Origin of the sequence: Rheinheimera sp. (assembly GCF_030824435.1) — a bacterium.
Taxonomy (GTDB): Bacteria; Pseudomonadota; Gammaproteobacteria; order Enterobacterales; family Alteromonadaceae; genus Pararheinheimera.
In genome coordinates this window covers 1-17552 of the sequence record NZ_JAVBXS010000050.1, presented here as the reverse complement: position 1 = coordinate 17552, position 17552 = coordinate 1, and the positions used below count along the sequence as shown (strand labels likewise).

The following is a 17552-nucleotide window of genomic DNA, read 5'->3' as shown; positions in this document are numbered from 1 at the left end:
TCAACCAATGACAGGAAGCAACGACGACGCCAGCTGCCAACGCAGCACAAGGAAGTCAGCGCAGATAAAAAGAGTGAGCGAGGAACTTAACATGCATATGACCGCGACTAACAGCCATGAACAACCTTTGGATCAGATCATCCGTCAGCAAATGAATGCCATCAGTGCGCTGAACGACAGTCACCTGAAACAAGTGCTGAATTATTCCAAAGGTTTTCTCGATAAAGTCTTTCCACTGGCGCAAGGCTCACATCAGGATGTAAAAAGTTACGTGGTCTATTACCAGCATTTATTGGCGTTTTTTGCCGATGGCAGCAACAGCGGTTTAGCCAACCCAACCCAGTTTGTTGCTTTGTGTGGCAGTAAAGAAAAACCTCAGTCGCTTTTGTTATGTAATGCCGGCCGTCATATTGAACTGGTGATCAGCAAACAAGGTGAACATGGTGCCCACGACTGTGCCGGTATTGAAGATGTGTTATTGGAGTTATCAACACCAGGGCAACAACAACGCTGGTTCAGTATGATCCGCGGTCAGCTGCAGCAGGACGCCATGACCAGTTGTCAGGGTCGTGCTTGTTACACCGCAAAAGACGGCAGCGATTACCACTTAGCTTAAGTTGTTTAGCGCTGTGAATTAGCGCGCTGTCATCACAAAGAGCTGAATTTCATCAACAAAAAGGCGCAATTATTGCGCCTTTTTGTTGAGCACCAGCAGCAACTGGAGGTTACAACTGTTCAGGTAACAAGGGTTGCTGCAGTTTATTTTCCAACAATATCGCTTGTTGTCTTGGGTCTTTCATCAACACCGACAAGCCTTTTTGTTGGCGCAATGCCTCAGTTTTACTGTTATCAGCTGCAGATAACGCCGGCGCCGGGCAGCTTTGGCTGGTCATATAGTTCAGCGCTGCACTAAGCAACTTTTCTTTGCTGTCACCAAGCTGAGCGGTAAAATCATCTTTCACCACACAACCTTTGACATCAGCAGCAAACTGCGGTGCTGGCGTCGGGTTAAAACCGTCGGCAAATTCACCAAAGTTTTTTGCATTTACACCACTAAACTGAATACTGAAATAAGTGGTACCACAGTTGTCGGTTGGATAAAAACCATAAGGTTTACCACAGGTTTTATTGCCAATCTGAATCACCTCCAGATCAACACCACGCAGCGCATTCATCAGTGCTTCGCTGGCAGAGCAGGTACTGTCGGTCGTCAATACAAACACCCTTTTTAAGGTCAGGTTGGGTAAAGTCTGATTGGTAAACTGACTGTTCTGGTAATCGATAGCACGGTTATAAAAAGGCATGGGTTGTAACGCGCGCCCAGTCACTGGGTCGGTATTAGGGTATTTGTCATTAAACATGGTTTTTTCAAATATACGGTTTTGAATCACGTTAGGCCCGGCCACCATATAACCCAGCTGTGACGCCAGCGCTAATAAGCCGCCGCCGTTATAACGAATATCCAGCACCAATTCCTGAACCCCTTGTTCGCGGAACAGGTTAAAAGCGTCAATCAAGAGTGGCTGCGCCAAGGCTATGTGACTGTTAAATTGCAGATAACCAACCTTACCTGCCGGACTTTGTATCACTTTGACATTCTGTACCGGCGTTGCTGCTACCTGCGCCGACTGCATGCTCAGATTAACTCTGCTGCCGTCGGCTTTTAAAAACGTCATTTGACTGCTTTGACCCAATTGCGCCGGATACAAAGCGGCATTGATCTGCGCGACGCCCGCTTCGGTATTGTCGTTCACTACATCAACAGCGTTCACTTCAAGCAGCATAGCGCCGCGGCTCAGCCCTTGTTGCGCTGCAGGCGAACCTGGTTCGGTATAAGCAATATAAATTTTACGGGGTGGCCGCCCGTCAACAATGCTCCATTCAATGCCATAACCTGCTTCAACCCCACCCTGAGTGCGTTGTTTATAACTGGCGGTCGATTCAAAAAAATGGAAATTGTCTTTGGCTGCACCTGAATCCGTCAAAGCTGTGGTGCGCAATAAATTAAAATAATCTGCCACTGAATAACCGGCCGGATCACGGTCAGGCAATTCGCGATACCACAAATAAGTACGCTGGCTCCAGGACCTTAACCAGAGTTTTTCATGCAGGGAAGTGCCGGCTTTGTCGGGATAAGGTTGTTGACTATAAGGATCTATCCCTGAACGCGGTGCTGCACACTGCGCAACCAGTTGCTCTTCAGGCGCATAAACTCCGGCTTGCCACACAGGGCTGACCACCGGCGGATTGGTGGTGCCAGTGCCTGGTGTTGTGGTGCTGGCAGAGTCAGAGCTGCCGCCGCCACAACCACTAAGCAGCAACAATAAAGCTGCACCAGGTAATGCAAATCTGACCATCCGGCCATGCTGTTTTGGGTACTGATCCATCATTGTTAACTCCTTTAATACCTTCGCTGCTGCGACTTTTCTTTTACTGCAACTGGCTGCTGCCAAAACCAGCATGGGCTGGCCAAACAGCAACAATATTGATGTTACTGTGCTGAACTGACTTTGGTTCAGCAGGTAAGATAAAGTCAACAGCCGCAGGCAACAAGAGGGAATGTTAAGAATAGGTTCAGACAGGCCAGCTTAGGCTGAAATCTGACTTATTCACCACAGGCAAATTCTTTATGCGTAACCTACTTTGGTCACCAGCAGTGCTGAAAAATGTTTGTTGTTGCTCATGTTATTTTGTGGTGCTGATGTTACTGACAGCGCCGTCACTGCAGGCTCAGCCGCTCGATTATATTCAACATTATCAACAGCGCTATGTTGATGACAGACGTTTTGCAATCAGGCCCTTGTTGGCTTATGAAAGTTCAGAAACGGGCCAAATCAGCAGTGTAGGTTTGCAGTGGGGTGGCGCACCTGGTCAGTCTATGGCGCTGGTGACCAGCCTGAGTTTTTATCGGGCCAATGAGCGTTTTGGTGGCGATAACATTAGTTTTACCAACCTTGATACTTCGTTACGGTTAGGGCGTTTTGATGACTTTAGTCTTTATGGTGAAATTGGGGTGGCGCTGGACGAACTGGCTTTTGACGAAGAAGAAACCGAATACTACGACCACTATGGTTACCGTCACCGCAGCTCGGGCCCGATAGACTGGTTTGCCGGCTTGGGTGGAGGTTTACAATTGGATTTTCTGCAACTGAATGCCTTTGCCCGTTATCGTTATTTACGCAGTATGGAGCAACAATATTACAACGAACCCTTATGGCAACAAGGTTATCTGCCAATGCCGGAGCCGCATCAGTGGTTTGCCGGTATTGAACTCAGTTTCAGATTTTAACGGCCCTTTTGCCTTCAAAACTGTCACTTCAGGCTTTTGTTGTCAGCGGCTTCGCCGTCACAATAACACCACAACATAAAATAAAACCCCACTAGTTAAAGTGGGGTTTTATTTTTTCAGTCTTTAGGTTCTCAGCGTAATTCACTGTAACTTATTGATAATTCCAGTTTTGCGTTACACCACTAAAAGTAGTGTAAGCCCGGATCCCCACATGCCAGGTACCGGCGCCTGGGTTATTAATCACACAAGTTTCGTTGTTGCCGGTTTTATAAGGACGGCAGGCATAACTGGTGGTGGTTGGTTGTGAACCAAATCTCAGATAGAGGTCGGCATCACCGGTCCCTCCTGAGATAGTGACAGTCAAAGTGCTCATACCGGCAGGTACTGTGATGGTATTACGTGTCCAGTTACCTTTTGTTGCCGCCAGATTTGTTAAGGTGCCGCTGTTACCTGGGTTGGTGACACCACCACATTCAGTAGCAGTAATACCCACACTGCTAAAAGCCGCCGCTACATCGGTCAGACTATAAGCTTTATCTTTGGCCGCTTTACACACACCATTAGCGCCTGCAATAAAGGTGCTGCTGCTGGTCCAGTAGATTTGGTTGGCAATGGTGAAAATTTCAAAAGCTTTACGGGTATTCCAGCCAGTTTTGTTGGCTAAAAGGTAAAAAGCTTTATTAAACACCCCTGAGCTGTAGTGCACATCCATGCCGCTGGTATAGTTGCTGGCGTGACCTATAGAACGACCATCTTTGGTCGGATCGTCCATATAACGTAAGGCACCGGTACTTTTAAAAATATCAGCCCCCACCATCCAGTCGTTGCTGCCTTTCATAAAATATTCAGCAGCTTCACCAGCCATATCTGAATAAGCTTCATTCATGCCACCAGACTGACCGCTGTAGACCAGGCCTGAGTTAAACTCGGTAAAACCATGACTGACTTCGTGGGCTGACACATCCAGGCTCACCAGCGGATAAAAGCGGGTGGCACCATCACCAAAGGTCATCTGACTGCCATCCCAGAAGGCGTTTTCATAATTAGAGCCATAATGTACCCGCATTCTCAGTTTGGTATTCAGTGGATTGACACCAAACCAGCTCTGGAACATATCAAACACCACACCCCCAAAATAATGGGCATCATTCAGCGGTGAATAAGCACCATTAATGGCTTTAAAAGTGTTATTCGGGCAAGTGAACTGGTGAATACTGCCGCCTGAAGTGGCACCATTTAAGTTCACAGTATCCACATTGGTGTTCGTCATACGGCAACTGCTGTCGACATTCAGATAACCATAATCAGTGCCATAAAAATACTGCCCGGTTTTGCTGTTACCGCCAGGCCCAGTGGCATTGGCGTGGTTAATGCCTTCCCAGCTTTGTAATAACCGGCCACTGTTAGCGTCAATAATGGCAAAAGGCCGGCTTGGTTTGCCATTGTGGCTGGTCACGTAATCTGTGATATACACCAACCGGGCCTGATTTTGTTCGTCCAGATATACCCAAAGTTTAGCTTTGGCTGCCTGAGCACTCTGGCTGGCAAGTAACGCAGTTTCATCAGATGACGACAACAGCTGCTGCTGTGCCGAAAGACCGCCCTGAGCCAGCTCGATGGCTTCAATGGCTTTGTATTGTGGTGTTACGTCCGGTAAATCCTGCTCTATACCTGTCACCACTGAACCACTGATATCGGAGTAGTTATTACCGGCTTTGCTGGCAGCAGCACTGTGTCCCCACACCGGCACACCACGGTACATTTGTTGGTAGCGCACTTTCATCTTGCCATCGGCACGTTTAATTTGTTGTTTAGCAACAAATTTAAGCGGTTCAGATTTACGATCGTCTGCGGCGGGTTGCGTCAGGGTTTGCAGAGTTTGCCCGTTCAGGATCTGCTCGGCCGGTACTACTTCAGCAGCCATCACAGAACCACAGCCTGCCATCAGCATGGCCATTGTTAAACGGGATAAATGTTGATGTTTCATTGAGGTTTGCCTCTTGTATTTAATCTTATGTTCCTGGTTTTACTGGACGCTTTTGCGAACAGCCAAGCAACCATAGCGGATTAAAACTCCGGCAAATCGGCATCAATACAATATAAGATTTTTATAAAACATCTGTCATTATGCTGACATCGGGCCCTGTATCACCCAGAGCCCGATGCCATGACCACAACAACTGCGGGCTGAACACCATCTGACAGGGATATCACCACGGGAGACTCCGCTCCGCAGAAGTGAACCTCAGTCAAGGGTTGCAGGTTGCGTCTGCTGGTGTTGCTACAGCTGCAACAGCCAACAGCACCAAACACAACCTTGTAATCATAATAGATACAGGCTTATTAAAAAGGCGCCTTCGCTTTTATCATGTTTTTATCAACAAATAATGATGAGTGTGACGCTGGTTTAATTTGCAGCTGACATTGCCACCAAAGGGTAAATGCCTGAACAGGGAAAGGCGGTTTAGGTTGCCAGCGAAAGCTGATGTCCCTGCGTTGCTGCAACGCCAATAAGGGGGTCATAAGCTCAGCGGGCAACAAACCACAGCGTTGTTGTTGCTGATGCCAAAACTGTTGCAGTGTTTGTTCTGACTCCAGACCCTGCTGTTGTAGCCAGGGCCACAGCGCGGCGGACAAATGTTTGCTGAGGTTAATTTGAAGATGTTGTATTTGTAGCCCTGCAAGGGAAAACGGCTCGCCGGACGCCGCTGCCAATCCGCTGGTTTCAAGCACCAGCAAGTCTGCCATCTTTAGCTGAAATCTGCTGTGCCAAAAGCCATTTTTTGCCTGCCAATTTAAAGTACCGGACCAAAGCTGAAGTAGCGTCTGCCAGGGTTGCTGCAACAGCGCCTGCACAGCAGCAGAAGGCTGCAGTTGTTGCCAGCTGAGCTGATAAGCAGGTGTAGCCGTGACAGAAGCCGTCAGAATACCGTGCAATTGTAACTCAGAGAGCTGAAGTAACACTGCACCTGAAGGCAAGGCCAGCTCCAGCCTTTTCACATCAAGCCGGTCGTGCCAGGGCAAAAGCCTGATATCACCGGCCTGCAGCTGCAACACTGGCCAGCCGTACGCTATGGCATCTTGCCGGTATTGCTCATTCATCTCAGTCAGCAGCTGCTGCACTCTGTGTTGGGCATAAAGTTGTAATAACAACCAACAGAGCAACAGGTTCAGTATCGACCACAACAGGGCTTTGTATTTTAATAACCAAAACCGCGACATCAAGAACTCCGGCAGCTGCTGGTAATTTGCGCTAAGTACACAATATTACGGCTATTTTTCGCTGAAGTTATCACAAAGTGAGCAGCGGTTGTTATGATAAATTTATTTCGCAGGAGCTTGTGATGGAGCTGTATTTTCAATGGTTTGATTTGTTAGGCATCGCTGTTTTTGCTATCTCCGGCACTTTGGCGGCCTGGCGTAAACAAATGGACGGTTTTGGTGTGATAGTACTGGCATCTGTCACTGCCATTGGTGGCGGCACTTTACGCGACCTTATCCTCGATGTTCCGGTGATTTGGCTGAAAAATGACAGTTTTTTTTATGCCATTTTTACCGCGACTGCCCTGACTATTTTATTGGTGCGTAAACGCCTGACTATTCCCAACAACACCTTACAAATTGCCGATGCATTGGGCCTGGCATTTTTTGTGGTGATGGGCACGCAAAAAGCGCTGGATCACGGCACTTCCACTATGGTGGCTATTATGCTGGGCACCATGAGTGGTGTTTGTGGTGGCATGATCCGCGATGTATTGTGCCGGGAAATTCCGCTGGTATTCAGGGGTGAACTTTATGCAGTTACCTGCATTTTTGGCGGCCTGGTTTACACCGGATTATTAAGTTTGGGTGTAGATAAAATGCCGGCTATGTTCGCCGGTATGCTGGCTTTATTGCTTTTGCGCTTGGCGGCTATCCGCTGGCATCTGACGATTCCGGTCTTTAGCCGCAGCGGAAAAATAGACCCCTGAAATAATAAAGCAAACCCCACAACAACAAAGGCCGCTATGCGGCCTTTGTTTTTTATGCACTACCTTCAGCACTCATGCTGTTGTGTGTTTTATTCCGACAGTTCTTTGTGCAGTTTTACCGGCGCAGCTTTTTTCTTGCGCATACGGATATTGATCATCTCTACTGTGACCGAAAACGCCATCGCAAAGTAGATATAACCTTTTGGCACATGCACATCAAAACCTTCAATCATCAACATTACACCAACCATGATCAGGAAAGATAACGCCAGAATTTTGATAGAAGGGTGAGCATCAACAAAATCGCCAATCGACTTGGCAGCAAACATCATCACCAATACTGCAGCAACAATAGCAATTGCCATAATTTCAATGTTATTCACCAGACCTACAGCTGTGATCACTGAATCCAGCGAAAACACTATGTCCAGAATCATAATCTGAATAAGGATCATCATCAGATTATTGGCCACCACTTTAGGGCCTGAGGTTTCTTCATCATCAGCGCCTTCCAGACTATGGTGAATTTCCTGAGTAGATTTAGCCAGCAGGAATAAACCACCACCAATCAGAATCACATCACGACCAGAAATATCGTTGCCTAGCACAGTAAACCAGGTTTCGGTTAAACCCATCACCCAGGAGATAGAGAACAACAAAGCCAGACGGGCAAACATCGCAAGGCCCAGACCAACACGGCGGGCAAAAGCCCGTTGTTTTTCTGGTAAACGTCCGACTAAAATTGATAAAAAGATAATATTATCAATACCTAAAACAATTTCCAGCGCGGCAAGAGTACCAAGCGCAATCCAGGCTTCAGGGCTGGCAATCCACTCAAACATATAAATCCCATCAATAAAAATGAACAATTAACGGCTAGTGTACCAGCGCAAACGCTTGCCGCCAGTACTTGTGCAGAGAAATTGGTTTAACTGCACAGTTCGTCGGCAATAACAGCTTTCGACCAGCACAACAAAATCTGCGTCGTTCTGTGCTGGCAGGCAGCGGTAAATGGCTGTTATGCTCAAAAAACACCCTCACTTTTTGGAACTTCCGATGAAACTTCATAAATTAGCTTTGTTGTTGCCATTGCTACTCGGCAGCCAGTCTGCTTTTGCCGCTGCTGCCGCGTTAACAGAGGCGGTAGCCAAGGATTACCAACAACATCTGGCGCCGTTATTCCGCCATTTCCACCAGAATCCTGAACTGTCGCATCTTGAAGTAAACACCGCCAAACGCCTGGCAGCCGAGCTGAAAGCTGCAGGTTTTGACGTTTATACCGGCATTGGCAAAACCGGTGTGGTGGCTATTTTAAAAAATGGCAAAGGCCCAATGGTGATGATGAGAGCCGATATGGACGCGCTGCCGGTCGAAGAAAAATCCGGTTTACCTTATGCGTCTAAAGTTCGCACTAAAGACTGGGATGGCAACGAAGTTTCGGTGATGCATGCTTGTGGTCATGATGTGCATATCACCAGTTTGGTGGGCACAGCACGGCAAATGGCAGCCCGTAAAAATGATTGGTCCGGCACTTTAATGTTGATAGGTCAACCGGCAGAAGAGCGCACTGGTGGTGCTCAGGGCATGATGGACGATGGTTTATATCAGAAATTTGGCCAGCCTGATTACGCCATGGCTTTGCATGTATCGAGCGAGATTGAAGCCGGCAAACTGGTGGCGGTTGAAGGTTCACCTTATTCAGGTGTCGACAGTGTCGACATTATTATTCATGGCATTGGTGCTCATGGTGCCAGTCCACATAGAGGTAAAGACCCTATAGTGCTGGGTTCGCAAATAGTGCTGGCACTACAAACTATTATCAGCCGTGAACTGGCGCCCAAAGAGCCTGGTGTTATTACCGTAGGGGCTTTTCATGCAGGTTCTAAACACAACATTATTCCGGATCAGGCACATCTGCAGCTGACGGTGCGCAACGACAATATGGAAACCCGCAATTATCTGATCAGTGCCATAGAGCGGGTGGCAAAAAATCTGGGGCGCGCCGCCGGTTTACCTGAAGATAAACTGCCGGAAGTGAAAGTGGACGCACAAACCACACCGCCGACAGTCAACGATATTCCTTTGACCCAGCGTATTAAAGCCAGCTGGCGTAAAACTATGGGTGAAAATATTTTTGACGAGAATTACAAAAGGTTAGGTATGGGCGCTGAAGACTTTCCGTTTTTAACCACCCAACCTTATATCCCAAGTTTGTATTTTGCAGTGGGCGGCACACCAAAAGAGGCTTTTATTGCCGAACGCAATGGCGGCCCTGCAGTACCAAGCCACCATAGCCCGTTATTTAAAATTGAACCAGAACCCGCCATCCGTACTGGTGTTGAAGCCACAGTCCGGGCATTACAGGAATTGATGCCGGTGGGGAAAAATTGATAACAGGTCAACCGGTTTGATAACGCCCGGATAAGCTGCATGGTTCAGGTTAAGTTTCGGGTTGCACTTCCGGCAGCTGCTGAGCAACAGGCGTAGGTCTTTGCTCCTGCAGCTGATACTGACGTTTTAACGCCGCAACCTCTGCGGCTTTTTCCTGTAAAAACAGGTTAAATTCGGTAATCAACTGAGGGTGTTTCGCACTGGACATCAAAAATGGCAACTGGGTAAATGGTAATAACTCGCCTATCACCAGTTGCTCCTGTTGTTGAATACCACGCAGATAATGTTGTGCCACGTTAAATTCTATATTGGCACCATCAAGCCGCCCTTTCAGCACTAACCCCAAAGCTGAAGCCACATCAGGTACATCAACAATACGGTAGTTATATTGATTTTGCAGTGCCAACCATTTGGTCGGCGCAAAACCATGGATCACAGCTAAAGTGCGGAACTGCGTCAGTTGAATATGTTGATGTTCAGGGCGCACCAAAGTACTGCCAAGCGTAAAAATCACCGGCAAACTGTAGAATTTTTCCACACCGGCTTCGACATATTGTTGCCACTTAGGGTTGTCCGGATAAATCAGGTCGATACCTGAAGTAGACGAATGGTACAGCCGTTTTACCGGCAGGGGTTCAAACTTAAATTTGTGGCCGCTGTGGCTGGAGAATAGCCGGATCAGGTCGACAAAATAACCTCTTTCCTGACCACGGCTGAAATCATAATGCGGGTAAAAATCAATTTCTTCGATGCCAATCACATAGTTGCCGGCCTGCGTCAGCGCGCTGTAACTACACAAAATCCACAGCAAACACCACAACTTCATCGATATACCTCGGGATTAAACTGCGCGCTGCAATCAGAAGTAGTAGTCTATCCCAAGCTGCAGATAATCATCCTGACGTAACCACCAAATCTGTTGCTCTGGCGAACGGGTTTGAAAAAACCAGGCGTCCAGCCGCAACCGCACATTATTGTTATACCTTGTTGACGCTTCCAATAAACCACTACGGCTACCGCTGTCATCCAGATCTTGTGCGATACCAAATAATAGCTCAGTTCCGGCAGCATCGTTCCACGCCAGCCTGGTACCGATAAATAAATCGCGTTGACCTATAGCCGTAGCATTCATGCCTCTGCTGTCATATTGGTATTCCATCAGCCAGCCAAGGTCAAAATCAGAATCCCAGACACCGACCATGCTGTATTCAAAACCACCTGTCAAGGCGCGGTAATGGCTCTGACCATCAGAACGTCTGATGGTTTCCAGCTTCCAGATCCAGCTATCGACTATCCACTGAGCGTCCAGTCCCCATTGTTTAATCTGGGCATAATAAGGCAACAAAGTACCTTGTGCTGTCGGTATATAACCCGGCTCACGTGATGTTCCCTGAAAATACGACAAACCTATATCCAGTTGATCTATTTGTTTGGCATAACGCAGCGCCCAATCAATATGTTGCTGTTTATCGTCCGATGCAAACACTGCTTTATCTTGTTCAACAATCAGCGGCAAACGCAAGCGGCCATTTACACCAGGCAAAGTACGCTGCCGGAAATACGGCAAAACAAAAGTTTGCAGGTTGCCAAAATCGCCAAACAAATTAAATTGCAACATCGGCTGACCCAGCTTGCTTTCACCATCGATGTTATCAACAAAATCAGTCTGGTTGACAATATCCACCAGATGCTGGGATTCAGTCACGCCCCAAAACACCTGATCAATCCCAAGTTTCAGCTCCCAGCCCTGACCCAGGGTTAACCAAAACGCTTGCCTGATGTCGATTAAATGCCGTTCAGCATCACGTTGATCCCAACGCAAATAAGGGCTGAATGTCCAGCTGTGGCTTTCATCTTCCGCCTGCCAGTACCACTCCTGCAAAAAGTTGACGCTGTTTTGTACCCGAGCCTGCTGTTGCAGTCCCTGTTTGGCAAATAACCGGCTTTCCAGGCCCAGAGTGCTATTTGTTTGCAGTCTGTCTGTCCAGTGCGGCGCTGAGGTTGTGGTACTGCGGCCCTGACTTTGCACTATCGCCGGTTGTGCAGCTGGCGTTTTCAGCGGTGGTAAAGGTGCTGTCGGTACTGCAGGAGCAGCCGCAACAATAGCTGGTGTTGCTGGTGTTGCTGGTGTTGCTGGTGTTGCTGGTGTTGCTGGTGTTGCTGACAACCCAGTCTGAACCTGAGGGAAAGGACTGACAAACTTTTGTTGTCCGGCAATAAGCCGGTTTGTCGCCGAACTGCTGCCGCCTTGTGCCCGAGGACCATGCCGCTGCAATTGCCGCCATAACTGCTCATCAGCTTCCACTTTTTGCCGTGCCAGCTCAGGGTCAACAGCGGCAATTTCTGCTGTTGTCGGAATTTGTAAGACGGCACCATTTTGCACATGGTGCACATTGTTGCCGATAAAGGCGCGCGGATTTTTTTGCTGCAGCGCAATAATCACCTGATACATGCTGTAAGGTGCATCCCCCCGCGCCGCTTTGGCAAGGCTCCATAACGTATCTTTAGCCGAGACAGGGCCAAGTTCAGCTGCAGCCAGCGGCCAGAACAAGCCACTACAAAGCAGAGGTAATAACTGAGTCAAACGCATAACAAGTCCTTCGCAGCGCTGCCGGCAAAATTCCGGCGCAGACGTTTTACAGGCAAATGTCGCGCCAGCTTGCCAGAATGTTGTTTATTTACTGCGCTGCAGTGCATTAGTGTCAAAGTCGGCATCGGTACGACCTTTGCCAAACTGGATGTCCTGCGTCAGCAGATCAGTGCTTTTCCCTGTCTGGTGATTCTGCATCGTCATTTTCAGTGGCCGCCAGTATTTACCCAGATATTGCTGATAATCCTGCAACAACAGGGTTTTTAACAGGCTGCTTTTTTTGTCATAAAATTCAATTTTCAGCACTTTATAATCTTGTTGATCAACCCAGACCAGGGTTTTGCTATAACCGGAAAACTCATCTGTCGGCACCTGTTCCACCACAAAAGTATTGATGCCATTGAGCTGTTCATCTTTAAGGTAGTTAAAGCCGAACTTTTCCAGTTCAAATGAACTTAAGTCTTCATAAGCAAACTCACTACCCATAAAAGGGCCGGATTTATTGCGTGACGCAATACGTTTCACTCTTTTCAGCGCTGGCAAATATAACCATTGGTCGTCCGGTTTGCCGGTGTGTGAATGGTTTAAAAAAGCCGTGCCACGTACGTCTTTAGGTTCATCAAAAATAGTCAGGCCTTTATCACCGTCGTTGGCCACTTCCAGCGCCAGAGTGCGGATTTGTCTGGTACTTTCTTCACCCTGGGCATTTCTCAGCACCATAGTGGTTTTGGCTTCACTGTCTTTCCAGCCTTCGTCCCTTGTTTTGCGTTCAGTGGCAATTTGCAAACCTTTGGCAGCATCTGCCCACACTGGCACGGCAAAACCCGCCAGCAGCAAGCCAATCGCTGCTGCACCTTTCCAGTTAAGCTGGTTCATTTGTTTGTTCTCCTGTTGCTGTGGCGTCCTTGTTCGGCTGCCGGTCACATATAAGTAAAAAGGCCGGTAAAAACAAAAAGTCGATAATTAAAGCTATGGCGATGATCAACAAAGTTAATAACCCCATATCCGAATTTAATCTGAAGTTGGACATCAGCAACACAGCAAAACCTATCACCAACACTACTGTTGTGATCATCAAAGCCCGGCCAACACTGTGGAAGGCATAACGAATGGCCTGCTCAGTGCTGCGGCCTTCTTTACAGGCATGTTGATATTTCGCCAGAAAATGCACAGTGTCATCGACAATAATGCCAAGACTCATGGACGCTACCACCGACAGCCCCAGGTTAATTTCACCTGACCATAATTGCCACAAACCAAAACCTAACAAAGCCGGAATAATATTGGGCAATAAACTGATAGCGCCCAAACGCCAGGACCTTAAACTAAACACCAGCAACAATGAAATCAGCAGCATAGCCAGCGGTAAACTATTCAGCATACTAGCCATATTACGCTCACCAATATGACCAAACATCAGCGCAGTGCTGGACGCTTCGGCTTTATATTGTGGGTAATGTTCTGCCAGCCAGCCCATGGTTTGGCTCTCCAGCGCCAGCATTTCTTTGCTGCCGAGGTTTTTCAGGGCTATCGCTACTTTAGTGGCGCTTTTATCCTGATTCAGCTGATTGTTCAGGTCCAGACCAAAAGGCAACGACATTTCATACATCAACAGGTATTGCGCTGCCAGCTCTTGTGACTCCGGCAAACGATAATAAGCATGGTCATCGCCATTCATGTTTTTATTCAAACGTTTAAACACATCGCTGATGCTGCTGACATGGCTCACTTGCGGCAAACTTTGCAGATAAACGGAAAATTCATCCACAGCTTTAATAAAAGCCGGGTCGTTGACGCCAGACGGGCTGCCGCTGTCGATGGCAATATCCAGCATGGCCACCCCACCTAAACGTTCTTCCAGATAATCAACCGACTGACGGTATTCGGTATCGGTGGAAAAATACTTTACAGCTTCGTCATTCACATTGTTTTGCAGCGTCAGGTAACCACCCAGCAGCGTCAGCACTGCAGTTGCCGGCAAAATAGCTTTATGGTGGCGGATCACCCAATCAGCCAGTCTGTCCATCATCGAAGAGCCATCTTCGGCCTCAACATAACCACGGCTGATGGGCAGCAATAACATCAAAGCAGGCAATAACATAATGGTAAAAAACCAGGCCAGCATCACACCAAGGGCTGTGAGGTTGCCAAAATCGCGCAAAATAGGCACTTCAGAAAAATTCAGCGTTAAAAAGCCAATAGCTGTGGTTGCACTGGTAATAAACACCGGCATCAGGTTAATTTGTACAGCTTTTTCAATGGCCTGCGCTTTGTTATCACCCTGACGCATAAAAAACTGAGTGGAAGCTATCAGATGCACACTGTCGGCAACAGCCAGCGTCATCACTAAAGTTGGCACATTCACAGTGGCGGTACTTAAGAAAATGCCAGCCCAGCCGGAAATGCCCATAGTGCTGCTGATAGTGACCAGAATAATAATGACCACTGCCAAAGCAGCCAGGGCAGAACGCAACATCACAGCCAGCATCAGAATAATCACTACAAACATCAGCGGCACCAGGGTCGTGGCATCGTGCTGTGCTTCTACACTAAAAGCGTTGTTCAGCGAAATCACGCCAGCGTGATAGAACTTCAGTTCAGGGTGTTGTGCCGCTAACTTGTCGGTTAAAGCGCGCACCGAGTTATACACATCAGACACTTCCTGATTCTGGTTTTTTTCCGGCAACTGCACTGTGATATTTACAGCAGTAATAGTGCCGTCTTCAGACACCAGCCGTCCGGCAAGTAAAGGCTCGGCTAAAGCGGCTGCTTTAATTTTGGCTATTTTGGCTTCGTCCAGACTGCTGCTGTCCAGCAATAAATCTTCCACCAGCAAATCATCATCGGCCGCTTCAGTGTGCTGAAAGTTGGTGATGGAATCGACCCGCAACGAATGAGGTGTTTGCCAGGCGGCGTCTGTCAGCTCTTTCACAACAGTCAGCACTTTGGCGTCAAACACATTGCCCGACTCTGGCGCTATCGCCACCAGCATATTGTCACTTTTGTTAAAGCGCGCCTGCATGCGTTCAAAAGCCTGCATCTGCGGATTATCCTGCGAAAAGAAAATGCGGAAATCACCACGGAAATACAGGTTTTTTGCGCCCATACTAAAAAGCACCACCAGCGCCAGCACCCAGGCCAGACTCCACCATGGATGGCGCAATGCACCGTTCAGCCAAATTTGTTTCATCTGCACTCCCTGTTTTTGCCGGAAAATTCTGTGGTGAATACCAGCCGATTATCGGTGATGTTATAAAACACAAAACAACAAAAGTTATTGTGCTGCCTGAGTTTGCGGTAATGCTGCAGCGATACGCCGCCAACTTTGCTGATAATCAAATTGACCGGACAGTGGTGTCCAGTCTAGTCCATCAAGCAACAGATTTATGCCAGCTAACATCAGCTGTTGTTGTTCGAGCCCCTGAAAAAATCCCATCTGCTGACTGGGACCATATAAAGCGTTAGCGCCAAAAGCCAAAGCCCACTGCAGATAAGTCAACTGGTCGATCCCCCGGCCGGCCTGCAATTGCAGTGCTTTGTCGGCAATGGCCTGATTGATCACTTGTTCACAACAACTCAGCAACTGTTGTTCCAGCGCCTGGCGCTGCGCCAATCTTGTGGCCGAAGTTTTTTCCACTACAGCTGCTGTGGTGGCACTAAGCAAACATAAAAACAAGGTGGGTTCAGCAGTGGAAAAGCGGTAATAAGCATAATGCAGTGCCAGCGCACGTTCACGACTGTGCCCGGGTAAGGCAAGTACCTGATGAAACAACAACAGTTGCCGCTGCAGACTATCGACACTCAAAGCGGTAATTAAATCTTCTTTACTGCAAAAATGATTATAAATGGTGCCTTTGGATACCTCAGAAGCTGCGGTCAGTCTATCCATGGTCAGGCCGGCAAAACCATCCTGTTGCAGGATGTTTTGCGCCAACTGCAACAACTGCTGCTCCCGCAATAATTTATTGCGGGCACGGTTTCCCGGCATGGTGCCAGCACTGGAGGCATTATGATGTTCCGGCTGAATTTTGGCGGGCATCTGGTCACACCGATTAAATTGACGAATCGTCATAATAATCAATCAACAGCAGAACTCAAGGTTATTTTTCAGCCAGAGAATGCAGCAACTTATTGCGGCAACTCATTATTGTTCCGCACCATGGCTGCACCGCCCTTGTTGCAACAGCAAAAAGACAGCAGATCAGGAGCTGAAACTGTTAATAACGCCAGTACATTGGGGTAAACAATAACAACACTGTCAGAATTTCCAGCCGGCCGATAATCATGCCAAAGCTAATTAACCACTTGGCACCATCAGGCAAACTGCTGAAATTGCCATCTGGGCCTATCACAGGACCAAGGCCTGGGCCAACGTTACTAATGGCAGTGGCGGCACCAGTTAACGCAGTGACAAAATCTAAATCAAACATCGACAAACCAAGGGCCAGCGCAAAAATGGACGCAAAATACACAAAACAAAATGCCAGTACTGAACCCAATAACTGGTCGTTGACCGGTTTGCTACCGTACTTTTGTACCCACACTGCGTTGGGGTGCACCAACAACTTAAATTGTTTAATCAGCAATAAACCGGCGAGCTGAGTGCGGAATATTTTTAAACCACCCGAAGTGGAGCCGGAGCAGGCACCGGAAAAGGTAATGTAGAAAAACAGGATCACCGCCAAACCGCCCCAGGCTGAGTAGTTTTCTGAGGCAAAACCACAAGTTGTGATCACAGACACCACATTAAAAAAACTGTGGGTTAAGGCATCCAGCCAGGGTCTGGCATTGTGTTCCGTCTGATACCAGGTGAGCAACAACACACAAAACAGCGTAATAGCCAAAAAAGCCCGCACCTGAGGGTCTTTAAATAAAATCCACTTATGGCCCCGCATTGTGCCTACCAGCAACACCAGCGGCAAAGCCGACAACATCATAAAAACACCGGCTATCCACAGCAGGTGCGGTTTGTCGTTAAAGTGGCCAAAAGAAGCATCGTAGTTGGCAAAACCGCCGGTGGCTACTGTGGTCATGCCGTGGGTAATGGCATCAAAACCATTCATACCACCGATATAAAACAGCAACATACAGCTGGCGCTTAAAATCAGATAAACCACGCCTATATACATCGACAAGCTGGAACTTCGTGGCAGAATTTTTTCGGAAATATCGGAGTTTTCGGTTTTAAACAGTTTCATACCACCGATTTTTAACGCCGGTAAAATGGCGATGGCCATCACGATAATACCGACACCACCAATCCACTGCAAAATAGCACGCCAGAACAATAAGCCCCTGGGCATCTGATCAA

Annotated in this window: 15 protein-coding genes; 5 read left to right on the top strand and 10 right to left on the bottom strand. The window is 47.9% G+C overall.

Going from position 1 to position 17552, the window contains the following annotated elements:
• Nucleotides 1-91: 91 nt before the first annotated feature.
• Complete coding sequence (locus RCH83_RS11130) at nt 92-616, top strand: malate synthase (protein ID WP_306522004.1); 525 nt, start codon at nt 92-94, stop codon at nt 614-616.
• A gap of 109 nt (nt 617-725) precedes the next feature.
• On the opposite strand, the gene RCH83_RS11125 is transcribed toward RCH83_RS11130, so the two are convergent.
• Complete coding sequence (locus RCH83_RS11125; RefSeq protein ID WP_306522002.1) at nt 726-2390, bottom strand: S41 family peptidase; 1665 nt, start codon at nt 2388-2390, stop codon at nt 726-728.
• A 239-nt stretch (nt 2391-2629) separates the two neighbouring features.
• Here RCH83_RS11125 and RCH83_RS11120 point away from each other — a divergent pair, with 239 nt between their 5' ends.
• Nucleotides 2630-3289, top strand: a complete 660-nt coding sequence (locus RCH83_RS11120; protein ID WP_306521999.1) for a hypothetical protein — start codon at nt 2630-2632, stop codon at nt 3287-3289.
• 151 nt (nt 3290-3440) lie between these two features.
• Here RCH83_RS11120 and RCH83_RS11115 read toward each other — a convergent pair whose 3' ends face one another.
• Complete coding sequence (locus tag RCH83_RS11115; RefSeq protein ID WP_306521997.1) at nt 3441-5276, bottom strand: M4 family metallopeptidase; 1836 nt, start codon at nt 5274-5276, stop codon at nt 3441-3443.
• Nucleotides 5277-5632: 356 nt separating this feature from the next.
• Nucleotides 5633-6511, bottom strand: coding sequence for a hypothetical protein (locus RCH83_RS11110; RefSeq protein ID WP_306521993.1), 879 nt, complete (start codon nt 6509-6511; stop codon nt 5633-5635).
• A gap of 122 nt (nt 6512-6633) precedes the next feature.
• Here RCH83_RS11110 and RCH83_RS11105 point away from each other — a divergent pair, with 122 nt between their 5' ends.
• A complete protein-coding gene (locus RCH83_RS11105) occupies nt 6634-7260 on the top strand; it encodes a trimeric intracellular cation channel family protein (protein WP_306521991.1) in 627 nt (208 codons plus the stop codon).
• 89 nt (nt 7261-7349) lie between these two features.
• Here RCH83_RS11105 and RCH83_RS11100 read toward each other — a convergent pair whose 3' ends face one another.
• On the bottom strand, nt 7350-8102 hold the full coding sequence (locus RCH83_RS11100) for a TerC family protein (RefSeq protein ID WP_306521989.1): 753 nt from the start codon (nt 8100-8102) through the stop codon (nt 7350-7352).
• Nucleotides 8103-8316: 214 nt separating this feature from the next.
• On the opposite strand from RCH83_RS11100, the gene RCH83_RS11095 reads away from it, so the two are divergent.
• Nucleotides 8317-9651, top strand: coding sequence for an amidohydrolase (locus RCH83_RS11095; RefSeq protein WP_306521986.1), 1335 nt, complete (start codon nt 8317-8319; stop codon nt 9649-9651).
• Between the two features lie 49 nt (nt 9652-9700).
• On the opposite strand, the gene RCH83_RS11090 is transcribed toward RCH83_RS11095, so the two are convergent.
• The 5 genes from RCH83_RS11090 to RCH83_RS11070 form a co-directional block, all read right to left on the bottom strand.
• Nucleotides 9701-10477 carry an ABC transporter substrate-binding protein gene (locus RCH83_RS11090; RefSeq protein ID WP_306521983.1) on the bottom strand — a complete coding sequence of 259 codons (777 nt, stop codon included), beginning with the start codon at nt 10475-10477 and terminating at the stop codon, nt 9701-9703.
• A 33-nt stretch (nt 10478-10510) separates the two neighbouring features.
• Complete coding sequence (locus RCH83_RS11085) at nt 10511-12241, bottom strand: FimV/HubP family polar landmark protein (protein WP_306521980.1); 1731 nt, start codon at nt 12239-12241, stop codon at nt 10511-10513.
• Nucleotides 12242-12325: 84 nt separating this feature from the next.
• Nucleotides 12326-13117: an outer membrane lipoprotein-sorting protein gene (locus tag RCH83_RS11080; protein WP_306521977.1), complete on the bottom strand. Its 792-nt coding sequence runs from the start codon at nt 13115-13117 to the stop codon at nt 12326-12328.
• Nucleotides 13104-15431: an RND family transporter gene (locus tag RCH83_RS11075; RefSeq protein WP_306521975.1), complete on the bottom strand. Its 2328-nt coding sequence runs from the start codon at nt 15429-15431 to the stop codon at nt 13104-13106. Before RCH83_RS11075 ends, RCH83_RS11080 begins: the two co-directional genes overlap by 14 nt.
• Before the next feature lie 84 nt (nt 15432-15515).
• Complete coding sequence (locus RCH83_RS11070; protein ID WP_306521973.1) at nt 15516-16229, bottom strand: TetR/AcrR family transcriptional regulator; 714 nt, start codon at nt 16227-16229, stop codon at nt 15516-15518.
• A 21-nt stretch (nt 16230-16250) separates the two neighbouring features.
• Between RCH83_RS11070 and RCH83_RS11065 the strand changes: the two genes are divergently transcribed.
• The gene (locus tag RCH83_RS11065) at nt 16251-16484 is read left to right on the top strand and encodes a hypothetical protein (RefSeq protein WP_306521971.1); all 234 of its coding nucleotides are present in this window, start codon (nt 16251-16253) and stop codon (nt 16482-16484) included.
• On the opposite strand, the gene RCH83_RS11060 is transcribed toward RCH83_RS11065, so the two are convergent.
• Nucleotides 16459-17552, bottom strand: a 1094-nt coding sequence (locus RCH83_RS11060) for a TrkH family potassium uptake protein (protein WP_306521969.1), incomplete at its 5' end; no start/stop codon positions are given. The two genes, RCH83_RS11065 and RCH83_RS11060, sit on opposite strands and share 26 nt — an antisense overlap.